The 18,357-nt window shown below is 42.0% G+C and carries 14 protein-coding genes; 5 read left to right on the forward strand and 9 right to left on the reverse strand.

The genetic code is table 11. The annotated features are described in order from the left end of the window. Nucleotides 1–7: 7 nt before the first annotated feature. Complete coding sequence (locus ACYFDN_RS04225) at nucleotides 8–1,171, reverse strand: efflux RND transporter periplasmic adaptor subunit (protein WP_338621333.1); 1,164 nt, start codon at nucleotides 1,169–1,171, stop codon at nucleotides 8–10. Nucleotides 1,172–1,380: 209 nt separating this feature from the next. Here ACYFDN_RS04225 and ACYFDN_RS04230 point away from each other — a divergent pair, with 209 nt between their 5' ends. Continuing rightward, nucleotides 1,381–1,884 (forward strand): DUF3087 family protein, encoded by a 504-nt coding sequence (locus ACYFDN_RS04230; protein ID WP_483510089.1) that lies wholly within the window; start codon nucleotides 1,381–1,383, stop codon nucleotides 1,882–1,884. A 33-nt stretch (nucleotides 1,885–1,917) separates the two neighbouring features. Here ACYFDN_RS04230 and ACYFDN_RS04235 read toward each other — a convergent pair whose 3' ends face one another. Beyond that, on the reverse strand, nucleotides 1,918–2,532 hold the full coding sequence (locus tag ACYFDN_RS04235) for a single-stranded DNA-binding protein (RefSeq protein WP_483510090.1): 615 nt from the start codon (nucleotides 2,530–2,532) through the stop codon (nucleotides 1,918–1,920). Between the two features lie 79 nt (nucleotides 2,533–2,611). Between ACYFDN_RS04235 and ACYFDN_RS04240 the strand changes: the two genes are divergently transcribed. Continuing rightward, nucleotides 2,612–3,310 carry a pseudouridine synthase gene (locus tag ACYFDN_RS04240; protein WP_483510091.1) on the forward strand — a complete coding sequence of 233 codons (699 nt, stop codon included), beginning with the start codon at nucleotides 2,612–2,614 and terminating at the stop codon, nucleotides 3,308–3,310. On the opposite strand, the gene ACYFDN_RS04245 is transcribed toward ACYFDN_RS04240, so the two are convergent. Beyond that, a complete protein-coding gene (locus ACYFDN_RS04245; protein ID WP_483510092.1) occupies nucleotides 3,307–5,172 on the reverse strand; it encodes a sensor domain-containing diguanylate cyclase in 1,866 nt (621 codons plus the stop codon). The genes ACYFDN_RS04240 and ACYFDN_RS04245 overlap by 4 nt on opposite strands. Before the next feature lie 184 nt (nucleotides 5,173–5,356). On the opposite strand from ACYFDN_RS04245, the gene malZ reads away from it, so the two are divergent. Continuing rightward, nucleotides 5,357–7,192, forward strand: coding sequence for a maltodextrin glucosidase (malZ, locus tag ACYFDN_RS04250; RefSeq protein ID WP_483510093.1), 1,836 nt, complete (start codon nucleotides 5,357–5,359; stop codon nucleotides 7,190–7,192). Nucleotides 7,193–7,194: 2 nt separating this feature from the next. Here malZ and ACYFDN_RS04255 read toward each other — a convergent pair whose 3' ends face one another. Next, the gene (locus ACYFDN_RS04255; protein ID WP_483510094.1) at nucleotides 7,195–8,604 is read right to left on the reverse strand and encodes a DNA recombination protein RmuC; all 1,410 of its coding nucleotides are present in this window, start codon (nucleotides 8,602–8,604) and stop codon (nucleotides 7,195–7,197) included. 116 nt (nucleotides 8,605–8,720) lie between these two features. Here ACYFDN_RS04255 and ACYFDN_RS04260 point away from each other — a divergent pair, with 116 nt between their 5' ends. After that, nucleotides 8,721–9,005, forward strand: a complete 285-nt coding sequence (locus ACYFDN_RS04260; RefSeq protein WP_016403255.1) for an HlyU family transcriptional regulator — start codon at nucleotides 8,721–8,723, stop codon at nucleotides 9,003–9,005. A gap of 12 nt (nucleotides 9,006–9,017) precedes the next feature. On the opposite strand, the gene ACYFDN_RS04265 is transcribed toward ACYFDN_RS04260, so the two are convergent. Beyond that, a complete protein-coding gene (locus ACYFDN_RS04265) occupies nucleotides 9,018–9,812 on the reverse strand; it encodes a response regulator (protein ID WP_040307528.1) in 795 nt (264 codons plus the stop codon). Between the two features lie 146 nt (nucleotides 9,813–9,958). On the opposite strand from ACYFDN_RS04265, the gene ACYFDN_RS04270 reads away from it, so the two are divergent. After that, entirely contained in the window at nucleotides 9,959–10,816 is an 858-nt protein-coding gene (locus ACYFDN_RS04270) for a tetratricopeptide repeat protein (RefSeq protein WP_483510095.1), read from the forward strand. Nucleotides 10,817–10,888: 72 nt separating this feature from the next. Here ACYFDN_RS04270 and ACYFDN_RS04275 read toward each other — a convergent pair whose 3' ends face one another. The 4 genes from ACYFDN_RS04275 to tamA form a co-directional block, all read right to left on the reverse strand. Next, nucleotides 10,889–12,259, reverse strand: a complete 1,371-nt coding sequence (locus ACYFDN_RS04275; RefSeq protein ID WP_483510096.1) for a glycoside-pentoside-hexuronide (GPH):cation symporter — start codon at nucleotides 12,257–12,259, stop codon at nucleotides 10,889–10,891. Nucleotides 12,260–12,477: 218 nt separating this feature from the next. After that, entirely contained in the window at nucleotides 12,478–12,810 is a 333-nt protein-coding gene (nrtS, locus tag ACYFDN_RS04280; RefSeq protein WP_483510097.1) for a nitrate/nitrite transporter NrtS, read from the reverse strand. Between the two features lie 39 nt (nucleotides 12,811–12,849). Beyond that, nucleotides 12,850–16,638, reverse strand: a complete 3,789-nt coding sequence (gene tamB / locus ACYFDN_RS04285; RefSeq protein ID WP_483510098.1) for an autotransporter assembly complex protein TamB — start codon at nucleotides 16,636–16,638, stop codon at nucleotides 12,850–12,852. Beyond that, nucleotides 16,635–18,329, reverse strand: a complete 1,695-nt coding sequence (gene tamA / locus ACYFDN_RS04290) for an autotransporter assembly complex protein TamA (protein ID WP_483510099.1) — start codon at nucleotides 18,327–18,329, stop codon at nucleotides 16,635–16,637. The genes tamB and tamA overlap by 4 nt, the downstream gene beginning before the upstream one ends. Between the last annotated feature and the right edge of the window lie 28 nt (nucleotides 18,330–18,357).

Consider the following 18,357-nt stretch of genomic DNA (forward strand, 5'->3'; position numbering starts at 1 on the left):
CGACTCCTTAAGATTGGGTATCAGAGAATGGTTGAACAGTATCCATTTCGTGGTCTACTTCGGCGCCAACTCGGGCTTTTTGTAAACCTTCAGTGATAACCAAATCGCCTTTTTCTAAGCCTTTCTCTACTTCCCAGTCGATACCATAGCGCTGGCCAAGTTCAACATTTCGACGACCGACCATGTTCTTTTTATCAACCGTTAGCACATAACGACCTTGTTGGTCTTCTTGCACCGCACGTTGAGGGATTAACATCACCTCTTGCATCTCTGGCGATTCGATAATTACGGTGACATATAAGCCAGGAACGATGATGTGTTCTTTGTTCGGGAATTCGGCACGAATAGCTAAGGTACCTGTGGTGGCATCAACTCGGTTATCAACAAAATCCATTTTGCCGACTTCATCAAACATGGTGCCGTCAGGGAATTTAATTTTTACAGGGAAATCGCTAAGTTTAAAGGGAGTCGTAACAGACTTATGAGCACGTTGTGCCTCAATAAGCACTTTTTCCGGCAATTGGAAGTTAACCCAAACAGGCTCCATTTGAACAAGATCAGCTAGCTCGGTTTGATCAGGTGAAATCAAATCACCAGTAAAAACAGCCGCACGGCTAATACGGCCGGTAAACGGCGCATAAATTTTAGTGTAGCCAAGCTCAAGTTTTGCGTTATCTAATTCGGCATTCGCGCTTTGCAAGGATGCTGCAGTTTGCAATTTACGAGATAGTAAGTTGTCATAATCAGACTGGCTAATGAAGTTATCCTTAATAAGGCCTTCACCACGCTTAAAGTTTAAAACAGCTGTATCGTAGGCAGCTTTTGCTTGTGCAACTAGGGCTTTAGAAGCCTTAACTGCAGCATCATATTGCGCAGGGTCTATTTCAAACAATAAAGCGCCCTCCTCTACAATGCTACCTTCTTCGAAGTTGGTTTTTAACAAATTACCACGCACTTTAGATTTGATAGTGATATCTTGGGTTGCTTCAGTTCTGCCAACAAAATCATTACTTGGTGTTACTTCTTTCATTGCAACTTCAAGAACTTTCACATTGGCTTTAACAGCTGGGGGAGGTGGTGGTGCTGTGTCACACGCACTTAAAAACGAAAGTGAGGCAAGTGTTAGGCCCAAAGCCTTTGCCACACGAGCTACAACAGGTGTGCGGTTCATAAACATTCCTTGTATATTTTTGTGTACCGAGTAAACCATAACTAATCATAGTCCTAATGTGGAAGCATGAAAACTAAAGTACTTACTTTTAACCAACATTTTTCTAAATATTAAACAACAGCTTACTTTATGCTCAGAGTTGCTTTCCATTTCCTGAAAAAGCCTGATTTTGATACCATCTAAACCAAACTAAACTCTTTGGCTTAAACATGCAGTTTCAAAAGATTGACAAAACCATTTATCAACAACGTTCTCGCTATACCTATATCGGTATTTCTGGTTTGTTGATTTTGTTCACCTTGTTTTGGTCAAGCCTATTTATCGCGCTGTTTTCCAAGGGGCCCGATAATTTCTATCTCAACCTATTGGGCGTGGTAGCAGCAGTTGTTAGTATTGTCCCAGTGGTATTAACGCTGAAAGACAGAGAATGGTTTTATGAGGTCATGTATGTTTGGCGCTTAAAACAAGAACTCAACAAAATTAATCGCAAAATGGCAGCTTTAGTCAAAGCCATGAATAAAGGGGATGGAACGGCTTTTGAGATCGTTAAGTTTTCGTATTTGGGGAGTCGTCAAATTTGGGAGTTAGACGACAATACCCTTATGCTCAACGAGTTAACCATTTCTGAGAACAAACTTGAGCAGCAAGCAGCACAGTTTAATCTAAACATCGATGCCAACAACTACTCCACCAGCGCATTAGAAAAGTACTAAGTTCGCTTTACTGAACAATTTGAAAGCTAAAAATCAGGCTTTTAAATGAAGACAAGTATGACCGTCTACTAAGATCGGAGAAATGGCTTTATCTTCGGCAAAAGCCTTTTTAAGCGCCCCCTCAAGGACTAACTTGTCACCTATATTTGCCTGTTTATCAATTAGTTCTGCGGGATAAGCCCACAGATTGCAATTAACTACATGTTGTTGATCTGATTGATCAGTAGAAAGTTGCAACTTTAAATAGCTTTGATTGTTTATACTCTTTCGCAAAGAAGACTTTCCAACAATTTCACCAACCAAAGTAACTTTATTCCAATAGAGTTGAGAAGGTGCGCCAACAAAGCTCACTTGTTCAACCTCAATGGCACTAGAGATAGCTCCTTTACTGTCTTTTTGGTTCTTTAGGTGCCCATTGATCACCACACCATCGCCCGCTTTTGCATACTGTTTAATTCTTTCTGCCTGCTCTCCTCGAGCATTAAGCTGAAATACTTCTACTTGCTCCTTGCCACTTCCTTTAGGCTTTCGCTTGAACAACACTTCAAACTGGGTAATGGCAGTGCCATCACTAAAGTAGCGTAGGGTAATGTCCTTAGACACAACGTTGCCTAGAATCTCTACCGATGAGCGACAGATTACTTGCAAAAACTTTTCTCCACTTAAAGCCTTTAACGGCATTGTTTAGTAAACTTGTGCCACAGCAAAGTAGCAACAGAACGCCATTATGAAATACCCTTGCCGATTAGACAAATTCCTATCTAAAGCCGGGCACATATCACGAAGCGATGCTAAAAAGTATATCAAAAACAAACGTGTGACAGTGAATAGTCAAATTCAAACAAATGCACAATTTGCTATTGGTGAAAGTGACAAGGTTGGTTTAGATAGCAAAGAATTAAAGCTAATCGAACATCAGTATTTCATGTTAAATAAACCAATAGGCTATTTGAGCACTGAAGCTGAAGCTAACCACCCCAGCGCCATGTCCTTAATAGACTCTCCACTTAAAATACATGCTGCCGGACGCTTGGATGTAGACACATCAGGTTTATTGCTTTTGACCAGTGATGGCCAATGGTCACATAAAGTCACAAGCCCTAACAGCAAAAAGTTTAAGGATTACAGAGTTAGTCTTGCCGATGCGGTTAGCGACAATGACCTTCAGCTACTTGCAAAAGGCCTTTTGCTGCGAGGTGAAGATAAACCTACTCTCCCCGCCGTAACTAAACGTATCAATGAAAAGCAATTCATTCTGAGTATTAGTGAAGGGCGTTACCATCAGGTTAAGCGAATGTGCGCCGCGATAGGCAACAAAGTTATCGCCTTACACCGGGAGAAAATTGGTGACGTAATGCTAGATAATGAATTACAAGCTGGTGAGTATCGAGAGCTAGCTGAAACAGAAATAGCGAGCTTCAACTAATCCGTTTCCATCATAGATGCATACTCAACAACCTGGTTACGCCCGTTATTCTTAGCCGTGTATAGGGCCTTATCTGCCTGCTTGTATAGTTTAGCAAAGCTACTGTCTTTTTCGCTTTGAGTAATACCAAAACTACAAGTAAAACTAGGCACAGCTTTATCTTGATCGAAGGCCAGCCGCAGTCGTTCAGCCAAATTTATTGCCTGTGTAAGGTCGGTTTCGGGCAGCAACATAATAAACTCTTCTCCACCCCAACGGGCGAGTAAGTCAGTTTCTCGTTTTAACTTAGTAATCGTTTCAACTAAACGAATCAAACACAAATCACCGGTATCGTGGCCATATTGATCATTGAGCTGTTTGAAGTGGTCCACATCAATCATTAATATTGAAAACCGAGAACCATTGCGATCACTACGGCTCTGCTCTAGGAATACGCTGTCTTCAAAATGTCGACGATTTGCCGCACCGGTTAAAGGATCAGTATTGGCCAGCTGCATAAGCTTGTCTTCAAGCGTTTTTTGCGCGCTAATATCAATACTAGAGCAAACAAAGTTATGCAGTTTACCTTGCCAATAAACAGCCGTTACGGTCATTTGTTGAATAGTATTGAGGCCATTATTACCAAGTATAGAAACCTCTCCTAACCAACTGCCTTCTTCAGCAGCAATTTGAAGTACTTCATCAAATCCAGGATCAGATTGGCCAAAATCCGTAAGCTTAGTGCCAATCATTTGTTCCGCATCTACACCTACTTTTTTTGCTAAGTATTGATTCACCTGCATTACCTTCCCCGTTGGGTTAATAATAACTTGTGAAAACTCTCCTTCAAAAGCAGCTTCTCGCAGCGCGTTTAGTTCTTCAACAACTGCTTTTTCACGGCGAATCATCTCGGTTAAATAAGCGGCAAAGAAGCATCCAACAATTGATACCAAGTAGACAATTGCGATGAATATTAACCAGTGTCGGCTGTCTGTGGCTAAGTCTTTATAAGAGATATACAAGAAGGCGGTGTTAGGGTTCGAATCTTCGTATTCATCAAGTACTGAGGTAAACATTAAACCGCTGCCAACGTCATAGGGCGAAGCCGCGTCTCGATAAGGCTTGTCATCGAAATAGTCACTAAGTGACGAGTAATCTAGTTTGCCAACCAAATTCAGTAATTTTTTGGAGGTATCTTGGCTAAAGTCGCCTTCTATAACGATATCGTCGCTAGTTACAATAACTGCGCGCTCCACTAACATCGGGCGACCAACGAAGTGTACAGTTTGATTTATCGCCTGCTGATCGTACTCATTAACCATCCAACCCACCAGTTTTGACCACTTATCAAATACCGGTATATACAAAACATAGTAAGTTTGTTGGTTAGATTTGTCGTAGATAACCTTGGTAGATATAACTCCCTCGTCTCTCCATGAGAGGCCTTTAAAATAGTTTTTAATGATTGGGTTAATACCAGAGCTCCACTCTAAAGTGTGACCCTCTTTACTTTGGTTTAGAGCTAGGTCTACGCGCCCATCACGGTGAACGTAGTAAAAGTTGCCCTCCAAATTCACATCGCGAGCAATTCGCTGCCACTCGGTAGCGAGTGTGACCAGTGTTAACTCAGATTCATCATTAACGTAGTTAAGTAGGCCTAGCGTTCGGGTCAACAGAGACAGTCGTTGCGACAACAGGCTTATTAAATGCTTGTTAGCTGTCTTAAAACCACCAAAAGACAATTCAACTTCTTCAACTATTTGATGCTTTATGGTTTGGTAGCGGTGAGAAAGCACCGCAGCGAACAATAAGGTGACCAACAGCGCCCAAAAGCCTGCCTTTTTTTGCCAAGAAATGTTGTTTTTAAGAAAACGTGAATTCAATTGCGCACTTTAAAATCTATTTAGATACAAACTATTATTAAACAACTGAAGCGTTTTTGCTCTTTAAAACTGCTGTTAAAGTTAAAAAAGCAAAGGCTAAATCAAATAATGTGAAATTCAATATTCATACTTGAATGCTTGCCCTGCTGCTAGGATACTTAGCAAAAAACAAAAAGGTAAATACATGACTGATTTTCGCTTTCATCCACAAAGTCAGGTTATACAGCAGCAAGACAGCTATTTAATTACTCTCTATACCGCCATTAATCACAACTACCACAAAGTGTTTGTGCGAGTAGAACCAGACCACGAAGAATGGTTAATGGAAATGACTAAGCCGAGCATTGAAGGTAATTGGCTTAAGTGGCAAATCAACATTCCTGTTAGCCCGCACTCTCCGCTAACACTTTATTGCTTTAAGTTTTTAAGCAAAGATAACCAATGCTATTTGCATGCAGCGGGTGAATCTTCTCGTCTACCGCAAAAACATTTTCACTTTAGGATTAACAGCCAAGCTAAACCACCAGAGTGGGCGAAGCAGCAAGTTTTTTATCAGATATTCCCGGAACGCTTTGCTAATGGCAACCCAAGCCTAACGCCAAACAAAGACAATTACAGTTACCAAGAAGACGGTAGAAAAATTGTTCAAAAACAATGGGGAGAGCCGGTCGCTAAATCTCATTCAGGTACCGGCGCTACAGAGTTTTATGGCGGCGATTTAATTGGTATTGAACAGAAGCTAGATTACCTGCAAGAGCTGGGTATAACCGCGCTCTACCTTAACCCCATTTTTTGTTCTCCAAGTAACCATAAGTACGACTGTACCAACTACTTTAAGGTTGAACCCCACTTCGGTGGAGACGAGGCTTTAATAAGCCTATCAGAAAATATGAAAAGCCGTGGTATGAAGCTAATGCTAGATGCGGTAGTTAACCATACGTCTAATCAACATCACTGGATGGATTACTATCAGCAGCATCAAGGCGGCGCCTACCATAACCAAGATTCACTGTTTAAAGATTGGTATCACTTTGATGAAAGCGGCAACTATTGGTCATGGAAAGGCGTTGAAACCTTGCCCAAGCTAAACTTTGCCAACGTTGAGGTGCAACAAGCTATCTATGAAGGCGAGCAATCCGTACTAAAACACTGGTTAAAACCGCCCTTCTCTATTGACGCTTGGCGCTTTGATGTCATTCACATGCTTGGTGAACATAATAGCGCACAAAACAATGCCCATTACGTAGCTAAGTTTAGAGAGTCTATCAAGCAAACAAACAGCGAAGCCTACATGATAGGAGAACACTTTGCAGAAGCGACTCAATGGCTGCAAGGTGACCAAGAAGACGCAGCCATGAACTACTACGGTTTTAACCAACCCATAGTCGCGTTCTTGGCGGGAGTTGATGTTCCACGCTACGTGCCTCTTAAACTTAACGCAGCGGATTTAGCCACCTGGCTGGCCGAAGCGCGCGGTTCTATCCCCTTCGCCAATCAGTTAGCACAATACAACCTGTTGGATAGCCATGACACGCCGCGTTTTTCTCACTTAGTGAACGAAAGTGAAGAGCTTGCAAAAATTGCAGCTACCATGCTGCTTACATATATCGGTGTGCCATCAATTTACTACGGTGATGAAGTAGGCCTAACTGGCGCTAATGATCCAGACTGTCGCCGTTGTTTCCCTTGGGATGAGAAGCAATGGAAATACGCTTTGCTTAAGCATTACCAGCAACTAATTTCGCTGCGCAAACAGCGTAGTGAGTTACAGCAAGGTGACCTTATAAGCCTGCTTGAGAGTGACGACGTATGGGTGTTTATGCGTTGGCTTCCAGAGCAACATAGTATTGTGGTGATTAACCGAGGAGAGTCTCAAGAGCTAGAGTTAAACCTTGCCCACCTACAAGACAAGGTTCCTTACAAAGTATTTGATAGCAGCGAAGAGTTGGTCGCCGATTCAGATGGAAAATTGGCGCTTTCACTAGCTGCTCAATCTTCCATGGTATTAATTAGCCAATAGGCTTATTCCTCATACTGGCTATCTGTCAGTAATTTCGCATCTAAAGACTTGCTAGCGTTTACTTGCAAGTCTTTTAGTTGCTGAGCTTGCCTTACCAAGTTTCCTTTACCAGTGCTGAGTTTATTCATGGCATTTTGATAGCTATCGTTTGACCGTTGTAGTTGCTGGCCATGACTCTTTAAATCTTCCGTGAAGGCAACAAACTTATCGAATAACTTGCCTGCCCGTTGTGCGATCACTTGGGCATTTTGTTGTTGGTGCTCAGTTTTCCATAAGTTCTGAATTGTTCTAAGCGCCACCATCAAACTACTTGGACTTACCAGTAATATATTGGACTCTAGCGCAAAGTTAATTAGCGAAGGATCTTGTTCTAAGGCGCTAAGGTAAGCGCCTTCAATTGGGATGAATAACAATACATAATCTAAGGATGGTAGTTGATACAAAGTATGGTAATCCTTTTTGGATAAACCAATAATTTGCTGGCGTAAGCTTTTAGCATGCTCTTTTAACGCAGCTTGCTGAGCTTCACTATCTTCGCTGTTGTAATAACGCTCATAAGCAACTAGGTTTACTTTTGAGTCAACAATAACTGACTTATTGTCCGGCAGTTTCACTACAACATCGGGTTTAATGGTTTGACCATGTTGGTTAACCCCTACTACCTGAGTTTGATATTCGTGCCCTGCTCTAAGACCGGAAGACTGTAAAATTTGCTCTAGTATCAGCTCTCCCCAATCACCTTGTTGTTTATTATCGCCTTTTAACGCTTTAGTTAAGCGCACTGCGTCTTCACTAATCTGCTGATTAAGTGATTGCAAAGTAACAATTTGGTCTTTTAAAGAATGGCGCTGCTTGGCTTCGTTTTCGTAGCTTTGTTGGACCTGCTGCTTAAAACCATCCAGTTGCTGTTTTAAAGGCTGTAATACCGACTCAATACTCTGTTTACTTTGTTGTTGTAGTTCTAAGCCCTTCTCCGAAAATATTCGATTTGCTAACAGCTCAAACTGGTTGTTGACTCGCTCTTCGCTTTTTTCTAAATAGCTGATTCGTTCTTGTAGCGCAATGTCTTTTTGTTGCAATAAAGCACAGCGTTGCTGTTCACGTTGTAACAATTGCTGGCAGGTATCTAAGTCTTGTTTTAGCTCTCGCAGATGTTGCAGTTCGGTATGTAACTCGGCTAGTGAGATGTCTTTGTCGTGGTCTTGCTTCAGTAATTCTTGATTAGCTTGGTTTTGCTCTAGTAATTCAATTTCTAGTTGTTGTTTTACCAGCGCAAACTCATCGCTTTTTTTGGAAAAAGCTCTACCTTTTATGCTATTTACCAACAGGCTTACAATTAGCAAAAAAAGTAAGGAAAAAGTAATAGCAGCACTCATTTGGTTAAATTGAGAAAAAATAGTCTCTAAGTTCACAGTAAATCCATTGCGATTATGTTGAATTGCTCGTTATCATGCATCATACAGTATGCAGCTCGCCAATCTTAAAGCTGTAGTACATGTTTTAGCTTAAATTTAGGAAAATCATTAAGATGAGTATCTTTTCAGCTTTAAAGAAAATGTTCCAAGCTGCGCCAGTTACCCCCAAAAGCTATCCAGCGGAAGTTTACAATGAGTTCACCATTGCCCCTCAGCCACAATCTGCAAATGGGCAATACCGTGTGGCGGCTCAAATCAGTAAAACTGTAAATGGTGAATTGAAAGAGCACATGTTTATCCGCTCTGATACATGCGCTAGCTCAGACGACGCCGCCGAACTAGCCATGCACAAATGTAAAACGTTTATTGATCAAATGGGTGATCAAATTTTCGATTAAGCAACAGCGGTGCTAATCAAACAACCGGGTTAGCACCTGTTTTACCGCGTCAATATCAAACGGTTTGTCGACTAAAGCTGATACGCCGCTTTGCCTTACACCATCAAGCTTGGCGCAATTATTTTCAGACGTCACCATTAGAGCTGGGATCTCACAAAAGGTTGGATGTTGGCGCAACGCTTCAATTAATGCCGCCCCATCCATTATCGGCATGTTGTAATCAGTAATCACCAAATCTACTTGGTTGTTCACCATCAACGATAAAGCTTCCTGACCATTTTCTGCCAAAATCAGTTTAGTTAAACCAATGTTTTCTAATACTTTTGAAATATGACGGCGAGCCGTTTGGCTGTCATCTACAACCAGTACCGTTTTATCAGAAAAATCTAAGTTATCGATAACTTCACTATCTGGCTCTATATAACTAATGGTTGCTTGCAGCGCAGACAATAGGTGTGTGAATTCGAAAGGCTTAGGCAAAATAGCAATAACACCCGCTTGCTTAATTGCATCTAAGGTGTGGTGACAGGCTTCACTAGAAATCAGCATAAAGGCCACATCACGGCTTAAATCATTAGCTCGTAACTGTTGCACTAAATCGGTAGCAGTACCGTCGCTGAAATACATAGAGCTAACCACCAAATCTGGTGCAGTTTTAATTGCGAGGTCCAGGGCCTGTTGACAGTTCTCTGCCATTAAAAAATTATCAATACCCGCTTCATGCAATCGCGTACGAATGATGTTGCGTTGCATATTTGAAGGTTCTACTAATAAGATCGTAAGATCAGCTAACGACAGTGTATCCATAACATCCTGTTTCACTAACAATAGGAATGTCCATAGTACAGCTTTAAGCTATCCATTTTTATCGCTAATTTGCTAATCTAGCATTCTTACTTGAAAAACATGCTTTTAGTCACCAAATTAAGGCTAAACAACCAACGGAAAACGCTATGCAGCCCACAACGTCTGTTATCGATATTAGTTTTGAGAACGCCCAACAAGTGTTAATTGAAGGTTCAATGAACCTGCCAGTAGTGGTGCATTTTTGGTCGCCTTCTAGCCCTCAGTGCGAGCCACTGTTTTCTTTACTACAACAAATCCATCAACAAACTGGCGGAAGCTTTACTTTAGCTCGGGTTAATATGGATGAGTTAGCACCGCTTGCTCAGCAACTTGGTGTTGCACAAGCCCCAGCTGTAGTAATCCTAAAAGAAGGTCGCCCAGTTGATGGTTTTGCCGACATTCCTTCTCCAGAGCAAGTTACAGAAACCATTGTTCGTCATTTACCTGCACCCGAGGAGCAACTGTTAACTAAAGCTAAAGAGCTACTAGCAGAAGACCAATCGGTAGAAGCATTAAACGTGATACGTGAAGCTCATAACCTAGCCCCTCAACGTAACGACATTATCTTGGTATTGATTAGAGCCCTGCTTAATAACCAAATCGCTGACGAGGCCGAAACACTGTTAAACGGCTTGCCACTTGAAGACCAACAAGCCGATTTTCATGAGTTAAAAAGCCAGCTTGAGCTGTTAAAAGCAGCAGCCGAAAGCCCAGAAATTAAAGCGCTTGAAAGCAAACTGAACACAGCTGACGATAGCGCTGAGCTGCGCTTAAGCTTAGCCATTCAATATTCTCAAGCAGGTCGTAATCAAGAAGCTCTTGAACTGCTGCTAGCGATACTTCAAAAAGACTTAGAATGCCTAGACGGACAAATTAAAAAGAACTTCTTGGATATGTTAGCCACACTAAATGGCGACCCTTTATCATCTCAGTACCGCAGAAAGTACTTCAGCCTTTTGTACTAGCAGTAAAGCTAAAGCCTAATGCAAAAAAGCCAACATCGCTGATGTTGGCTTTTTTATTAAGTGCTATTTGGCTTACACTGCATCGACAGCTAACTTGTTAGCTTGCTCTGGGCTTTGTTGTTTTGCCAGCTCTAAGGTATTCGCATCTAAGCGATAGAAATGCATTACAAATACCAAGGAGATGAAAAACACGCCAGGGATAAAGGTGTACAGTAGGTTAATCCACGTAGTTGCCTGAGTTGATTGGAGCTCAGCACCACCAACATAGCCTGCACCAGCTAAAATCCACCCCACCATGGCGCCACCAATAGCGATGCCAGCTTTAATTGCAAACAGATTGGTAGAAAACACCATGCCGCTTAACGAACGACCGCTGCGTGATTTTTCATAATCAACCACATCGCTCATCATGCTCCATAGCAACGGTGTAGTGCTCATTTGCACAACGCTTAGCACTATCATTACAACAAACACTAACATCACATTGCTAGGATCGATAAAGAACATTGCAGCTGAGAGTATTCCAGAAATGCCAATCAGCACTTTATAGGTTTTAATCTTGTCAAAACGGCCAAGCACTGGCGAAGACGCCATTGCACCAACAATATTAGCCAGCATTCCTGCCACCATCATCATAGTGGCTAGATCGGCGCGCCCCATCACTGTGTTTACGTAGTACATGGTCGAAGCTGCTTTTAAAACAACGCCAGTGAGCAAAACAATATTTAGGATAAACAAAACCCGCCACTGGGTGTTTTTCCAAAGTAACTTCACATCACTAAAGGTAGAACCTTTTTTGCTTGGGCTCAGCTCAGCATTATGGTGCTCTTTGGTATTTGCGAAACAATAAAAGAACAACAACATTGCGCCAATACCCATCACAACCATCGCACCAAGATAGCCTTTTTGCTCATCACCTTGTCCGATGTATTGAACCAAGGGAAGAGCTACCAGAGCTACCACTAACCCCCCTGCGGTGCTTAAAGCAAAACGATAAGATTGCAAGGACACACGTTGTTTAGGATCATTGGTCATGGCATTTGCCATCGCACAATAAGGCACGTTAATGGCGGTATACATTAGTGTTAGCAGAATGTATGAAGCATAGGCATAAATAACCTTGCCAGTAGAACCCAAATCGGGAGTATAGAATGTCACCATACAGGCGATGCCAAACGGAATGGCCATCCATAAAATATAAGGTCTAAATTGACCATGCTTAGTCCGTGTTCTGTCTACTAACGAGCCCATTATTGGGTCGGTTATCGCATCGATAAAACGAACTAACAAAAACATGGTACCCATGTGTACCGGGGATAGGCCATATACGTCGGTGTAATAGTAAGCTAAGAAAAGCATCACCGTTTGCCAAACAAAATTACATCCCATGTCGCCCAAACCGTAGGCTACTTTTTCCTTAACCGTTAGGTTAATTGTGCTCATTTGATCTCCGAAATCATCTTATATTTTTCGGAAACAATTTTGGTTCAACAAGTTTATCCAGGCTATTATTTTATAGTTAACCTTATTTACGATATCCATCATATGCGACACAGCTCATAAGCAACATATATAACTAAATACTAAAACGTAATTTTGTAACAATTGGAATTAGTGAAATGTTAAACAACAATCAAACTTAGTGGGCTATTTGTAGACAATTAAACGTTAGTTTTTAACAGCGATTTAATGCTAACCAGGCTTTGTTTAGTGCTTGAAGGCAATGGAGTGAGTGGTTCTAGTGTTGATTCTAGATTTAGTACCTCTTGGTTAAGCTGTTCGATTAACTCATCATTGCTATTGCTAGCTGACTTATTGCCGTTAGCCATCGCACCACTAAAATAAGATACTAAAAACGGAACACAGTAGGTGAATAATAGCGCGCCCCACTTAGGGCTCGCACCGTTAACAATATCCCATTGGTTTATTAGGTTTAAGATCGAACCAACGATGACAGCAACAACTATAGCTCTTGCCATGATTTGTTTATTCATGATGATCCTTATCTATACATTGCAAACCAAACACATGGTTTATTCTAGGTAAAACTCGTAATAAACATCTAGTGCGCTATTTAAGCCAGAGAATGCCTCAATAAACAATTTGGGCAAGATCTCATATTTAATGGTTAGTTCGTTAACTGGGTCAAAAACTCCCATGCCATATCTTACTTGGACCCCAGGTAATACATAGGCACTCACTTCTACTTGAGTGGAGCTACCAGAACCAGCGGTACTTAGTGACAAATCATTTAAGCCAAGAGTATTACCTACATTACCCACTAGCCCTTCTGCTCTGCCGAGACCAGCACTAAGTAACATAGAAGACAAGGCATTGTCATCTTGCTCGCTATCACTTAATGCCCGCCCCCGTAGTAGGTAAGATAACATTTCATTTTGCGACATCGATGGCTCGGAAAACAAACTAACCTGAGGTGCATCGGCTAAACCAACAACTTGCACCCCAACGGTGACATCATCAGAAATGGTATCTGGATTACGTACTGCTTGAATATCAAGATAAGGTTGCTCTAAAGGACCAGTAAACATGATCCAACCTTTTTCGATAAGTAGATTTTGCCCGTAAGCTCTAAAGCGGCCATCGACCAACTCAATACGTCCATCTGCTAGCAAGGGCTCGCTAGGTTGTTGTTTTAAGTTTAAATGACCTTTTAAGTTAGTATTCAAGCCTAAGGCCTCTAGGGTAATCTCCTCGGCTAAAGTCACTGTTACATCAATCTTTGTACGCTGAGAAGCAACAGCTTCGCTTTGCTCTTCAATGACAATCGCATCCGAAGACTCTGAGACTGCTGACTCTGGCAAAGACTTAACTTTTATTGCGCCCTCTTCTACTGCTACCGTGCCGCCAATGTCGATAAGGTCATCGATTAACTTAATTTTAATATCAGGCGAAACAGCTAAGGTAGCATAAGGATCAACAATAACTGGAAGCAACTTGGCATTTATATCCAACTCACCCTCTAAGTTATTATTGGGCCACGCAAATTCGCCCTGCCATTGAGCAGTTCTTCCTTCACTATTAAATTTACCGGAGATATTGGCTTGCTGGTTGTCTAGCAAGATTTGCGTTTCTAGTTGCTCAATACTCAAGGGGACATCGGGACCAGATACATATCCTTCAGTTAGATTAATTTCTCCATCTAACTTAGGTGAAATTACCTGCCCTTTAACCACAACTTCACCGTCTATTCGACCCTCTAGGTTATCGAGAACAGTTACAAATGGAAGCAAAGGTGAGAGACGAATGTTGTCGATATCTAATTTGCCGTCTATTTGTCCTTCTTTATCAATTGAAGTTACTCCTGATGAACGTAAAGCACCTAACTCTTCTGACTTAAATAAGGCTTGCCACTGCAATGTCTCGCCTTCCAGATCAGCGTCTAGGCTTAATACTTGATAACTTAAGGTTACTTCATTGAGTTCGGTTTTTTGAATAACTGAACCAGGATTTAGATGTAAGTTTATTTTTGCTGTTTCTGGAACCCATTGACTAAACTGCGCGTTAACTTCTGCGGATGCTTGCCCCTGCAACTCGGTTCCTTCTGGCAGTAGGTGATTTAATACCAGAAAATCAAAGTCTTTTACCCGCAAGTCCATCTTACTATTGCCGTCAGTAGAAAATGGCGATAACAAACACAACTCACTGTCGTCGCGAGACCAGCAGTGCTCCCCAACACTTGCGACCGAGTCTTGATAAGCAAGATCGATTGGATTTGATAAGAACCAAGTGCCCAATTCTGCAGTTAAATCAGCTTTTAACAACTGACCTTGCCAAGAAGATAAGGTGCCTCCACCTGTTAAATCCAAATGTAGATTACGAGTAGATTGTTCAACCGCCAGATTAAGCGTTTGATTTTGATTTTTACTCACATACTTAAGCGTTGCTTCGTTTACTGTTTCACCAGCGACTTTAAGATTGGCTAGAGCAAGATTAAGCTGACCAGAAAAGCTTTCGTCTAAGCTCAGGTTTCCTTTACTGGTTACGGCATCAAGTGCTATTTGCTTGTTTGCAATCTGCTCGGCTTTAATTTGCCAATTGACTGTGGGCTGATTGAGCTCGCCCGTTACTTTAACTTGCGCTGTTGCTGCCCCACTTTCTAACCAAGGTAACTCTGCTAATTGAGTTGCTGTTAAATTGGCATTTACTGAAATGGTTTGTTCGTTTAACTGCACACTGCTATCAATTTGAGTATTTGCTAGAGCGATTAATGCATCAACTTGATTAGTTTGTTTTGCTAAGTCTCCACTTGCTGATGCCTGAATACTCAAAGGAAGCTTTAACCACTCACCTGTAATATCGGCGTTTTCTAGCGACCACACTTGGTCTTCGATGCTAGCAACAAGTTTTCCTTCTAAGTCCGGCAAAGCCATATCTTCGCCGAGATCTAGCCAATGACTAAGCTGCAAATTATCTATGTCTGCAATTAATTGGGCACTTAAGGTAGGCGCCCAAGCGGCAGCGCCGCTAAACTGAAATCCGCCAACCACCTTGCGGGTTGCCTCATTAAACTCAGTACCATTTATCTTTTTCTGATCGAGTAATTGATCTTCGCTGCTTTCATCTATGACTAGTTTCTCAAGTAATTCACCTTGAATGTCAAATGCTTGTAGCTCATTCAAGTCACCTTGTAATTGTGCGTTTAACCAAAGATCTTGAACACCGGTTAAGTCACTTTGCAGTTGTAATTGATAACCACTTAGGTCACCACTGGTGTTAAGACTTAGACTGGTCAACGTGAGCTGTTCATCAACCAAGGTAAACGCTTTGTTTAGGTCAGCTCTTAATTCAAAAGGCAGGTTTGTTTGTAGCCAAGCAATTTGGCTATCTAATTGGCTTTCAATCAATCCGGATGTGGTAATTTCAGCATTTAGCTCGTCACCATCGCCATTTAAGCGAAAGTTGGTGCGCAATTGTTGGTCAGCCAGTGGCATCTCCCAAGCGCCTTCTAGCAGAGATGCATACCGGTTTTGAAATGCCTGCTTACCACGAAGTTGCAGATTACCCCATGGGCTTTCTACGTATAAGTTCGCTAACTCTAGTTCTGCAAAACCCAAGACACCACGTAGTTTAGCTACAGGAAATTCTAGCTCTTGAGTATCAAGCTTTAGCTTACCTTCAGTTAATTGAAGATCGCCAACATCTACCCGATATGGCATGGTGATCTGTGGTACTTCGATGAGCAGTGGCAATAGTGGCTTAGATTCTTCACTGCTTGTCTTGGCTTGCTCTTCTTGCTCACTACCTGCTGGTAGCGCAACTTGCCAGTTGTTTAAATGCAACTGCTCTACTCGAATACTGTCTTCTGCCCAATGGGCTTGAATAAGCACTTTCTGCCAAGAAATATCTATCCCATCAATGATGATAGAAGCGTTACTCACATCAAGTAGATTAACCACAAATGGAAATGGAGGCTGCCAAGGGCCGGTGTTTTCATCTGGCTCAAGGGGTTCTGGCTCGCTTGTTGAAGCTTGGGCCAAGGCTTGCGTATCTATCTCAACAGTAAGCGTTGAGCTAACCAGCTTTTCGACACACAGTTTAGTTTGGCTAATACACACCCAGTCTAAAGCAAGTTCTAAATCATTTAACTCAACCAACAAGCCAGCTTGCTGCCAGCTCAGCTGTTGCGCCTTTATGCCCTTATACAAATTACCATCGGGCTCAATGATGCTTAGACCATCAACTAAGTCACTAAGCTTAGTTAATATCCATTGGGTACTTGGCGTAAACGATAACGCAAGTATCAAACAAAATAGCAAAGCGCTTATAGAAATTAGCGTGTATTTAACAGCCCGAAAAATCATAAATCAGGCCCTAGAGAAAAGTGAATACGCCACGGATCTGACTCATTTTGTAAGCCCTTCGCAACATCTAAACGTAGAGGGCCAATTAGCGTTAGCCAACGAATACCCATACCAACACCAACAGAAACGGGCTCAGAAAAATCATTAGTTGCGGTACCGGCATCTACGAAGGTAGCCCAGCGCCACTTTTCAGCAAATTGATAGTTATACTCCACACTGCCCACGGTGAGATATTTACCACCAATCAATTGGCCGTCGTCATTTTTTGGGCTAATGGTTTTATAATCATATCCTCGAATACTTTGGTCACCACCAGCAAAGAAACGCATAGATGCAGGTACATCGGTAATATCATCAACTAGAATGCCACCAAGATCGGCTCTAAGTAAGATGCGATGATTTTGGTAAGAGCGTAACCATTTACCCAAACCCGCTAAGCGCAACATTTCTACATCTGAACCCCAATAAGGATGACCCACTTCTAAGCTAGCTTGTAAGTTATCACCCCAATATGGGTCTAAACCACCACGGGTACGCAAACGAGCAAAGTTAGCACCGGGTAGCACCAAATCAGATACCGAATACTGATCAGCCTGGCGGTATTCTTCGTGTTGCCACTTTAAAAACAAAGAAGGCTTCCATTCGTTATCTAAACGCCATTGACGGGTGGTAGACAAAATAGTCTTTTCACTTTCGGTGTCATTGGTTTTTTCTCGAATATAACCGGTTTGAATATCCACGTAATCGTCAACTGGATTATCTATGGGGATCCGGTAAACAAACTGAGCGCTTTGCTTTGGCTCTGCGGCTTCAATCTCAAAAGTAATACTATGGCCATTTTCGTTCACCCACGGTCGGGTCCATTTTAACCTAACTCTAGGGCCAATATCGGTTGTGATACCACCACCCACCTCAAAGGTATCGCGCGGCTTTAATTGCAAACCAACCAGTAAATCAATTTCACCGTCATGTCGATTGCCAATATCCGGTCGTACAGAAATCACTTGGAAGTAGTCCGTTTCACCCAGTCGTTGGTTAAACTCGCCTACCTTTTGTGAATCGTAACGATCTTGCTTATTAAACTCAGCCAAATTAGCAAACATGGTTTGTGGTAATTCTGGATTTGTAAACACGATGTCGCCAAAACGGTAACGCTCGCCAGAGTCATAACTTAAATAAATGTCGGCGGTATTATTTACAATACTGATCTGAACTTCTGCTTTATGGTAAACCGCATCGAAGTAGCCATATCGAGAAGCTAGGCGGTCGAATTCTGATTTAAGGCTGTCGTAGGCTGCATGGGTAAAAACTTGTCCTTCTGCTAAGCCACTGCGAGCTATAGCGCCGGTATAACGACTGTCTTTAGTTGCTGCGCCAACAAAATCCAGTTCAAACTTGTTTACCCGCAGCCGCTCACCTAGCTCTACATCTACCAGGAACTTTTTTTCTGCGGTTTCTGTTATGGTAATTTCGCTTTGGTAATAGCCAAGGGCACGTAGAGCGCGTTTGGTTTGTTCACTACTGGCGCTGATAATACGGCGGGCACTACTGTTATCAGGAAAGGTTTGTGCTTCTAGGTAGACCTTTACATTATCTTTTGACTCCCCAGAAATGCCTTGGTAATCAAAATCTATCGCTGCTACCGAAGTGGTAAACAAAACAAGCAACACCGGCCACAAGCGAAAAAACAAATGCACTAATCCTTAGAAAATCCTTTAA

It is taken from the genome of Agarivorans sp. D1326, from assembly GCF_056958115.1.

Excerpts from the sequence above, each read along its gene's own strand:
- ACYFDN_RS04265 (WP_040307528.1), bottom strand. The coding sequence starts at position 9,812 with ATGGATACACTGTCGTTAGCTGATCTTACGATCTTATTAGTAGAACCT.
- ACYFDN_RS04225 (WP_338621333.1), bottom strand. The coding sequence starts at position 1,171 with ATGAACCGCACACCTGTTGTAGCTCGTGTGGCAAAGGCTTTGGGCCTA.
- nrtS (WP_483510097.1), bottom strand. The coding sequence starts at position 12,810 with ATGAATAAACAAATCATGGCAAGAGCTATAGTTGTTGCTGTCATCGTT.
- ACYFDN_RS04230 (WP_483510089.1), top strand. The coding sequence starts at position 1,381 with ATGCAGTTTCAAAAGATTGACAAAACCATTTATCAACAACGTTCTCGC.
- ACYFDN_RS04260 (WP_016403255.1), top strand. The coding sequence starts at position 8,721 with ATGAGTATCTTTTCAGCTTTAAAGAAAATGTTCCAAGCTGCGCCAGTT.
- tamB (WP_483510098.1), bottom strand. The coding sequence starts at position 16,638 with ATGATTTTTCGGGCTGTTAAATACACGCTAATTTCTATAAGCGCTTTG.
- ACYFDN_RS04275 (WP_483510096.1), bottom strand. The coding sequence starts at position 12,259 with ATGAGCACAATTAACCTAACGGTTAAGGAAAAAGTAGCCTACGGTTTG.
- malZ (WP_483510093.1), top strand. The coding sequence starts at position 5,357 with ATGACTGATTTTCGCTTTCATCCACAAAGTCAGGTTATACAGCAGCAA.
- ACYFDN_RS04240 (WP_483510091.1), top strand. The coding sequence starts at position 2,612 with ATGAAATACCCTTGCCGATTAGACAAATTCCTATCTAAAGCCGGGCAC.
- ACYFDN_RS04270 (WP_483510095.1), top strand. The coding sequence starts at position 9,959 with ATGCAGCCCACAACGTCTGTTATCGATATTAGTTTTGAGAACGCCCAA.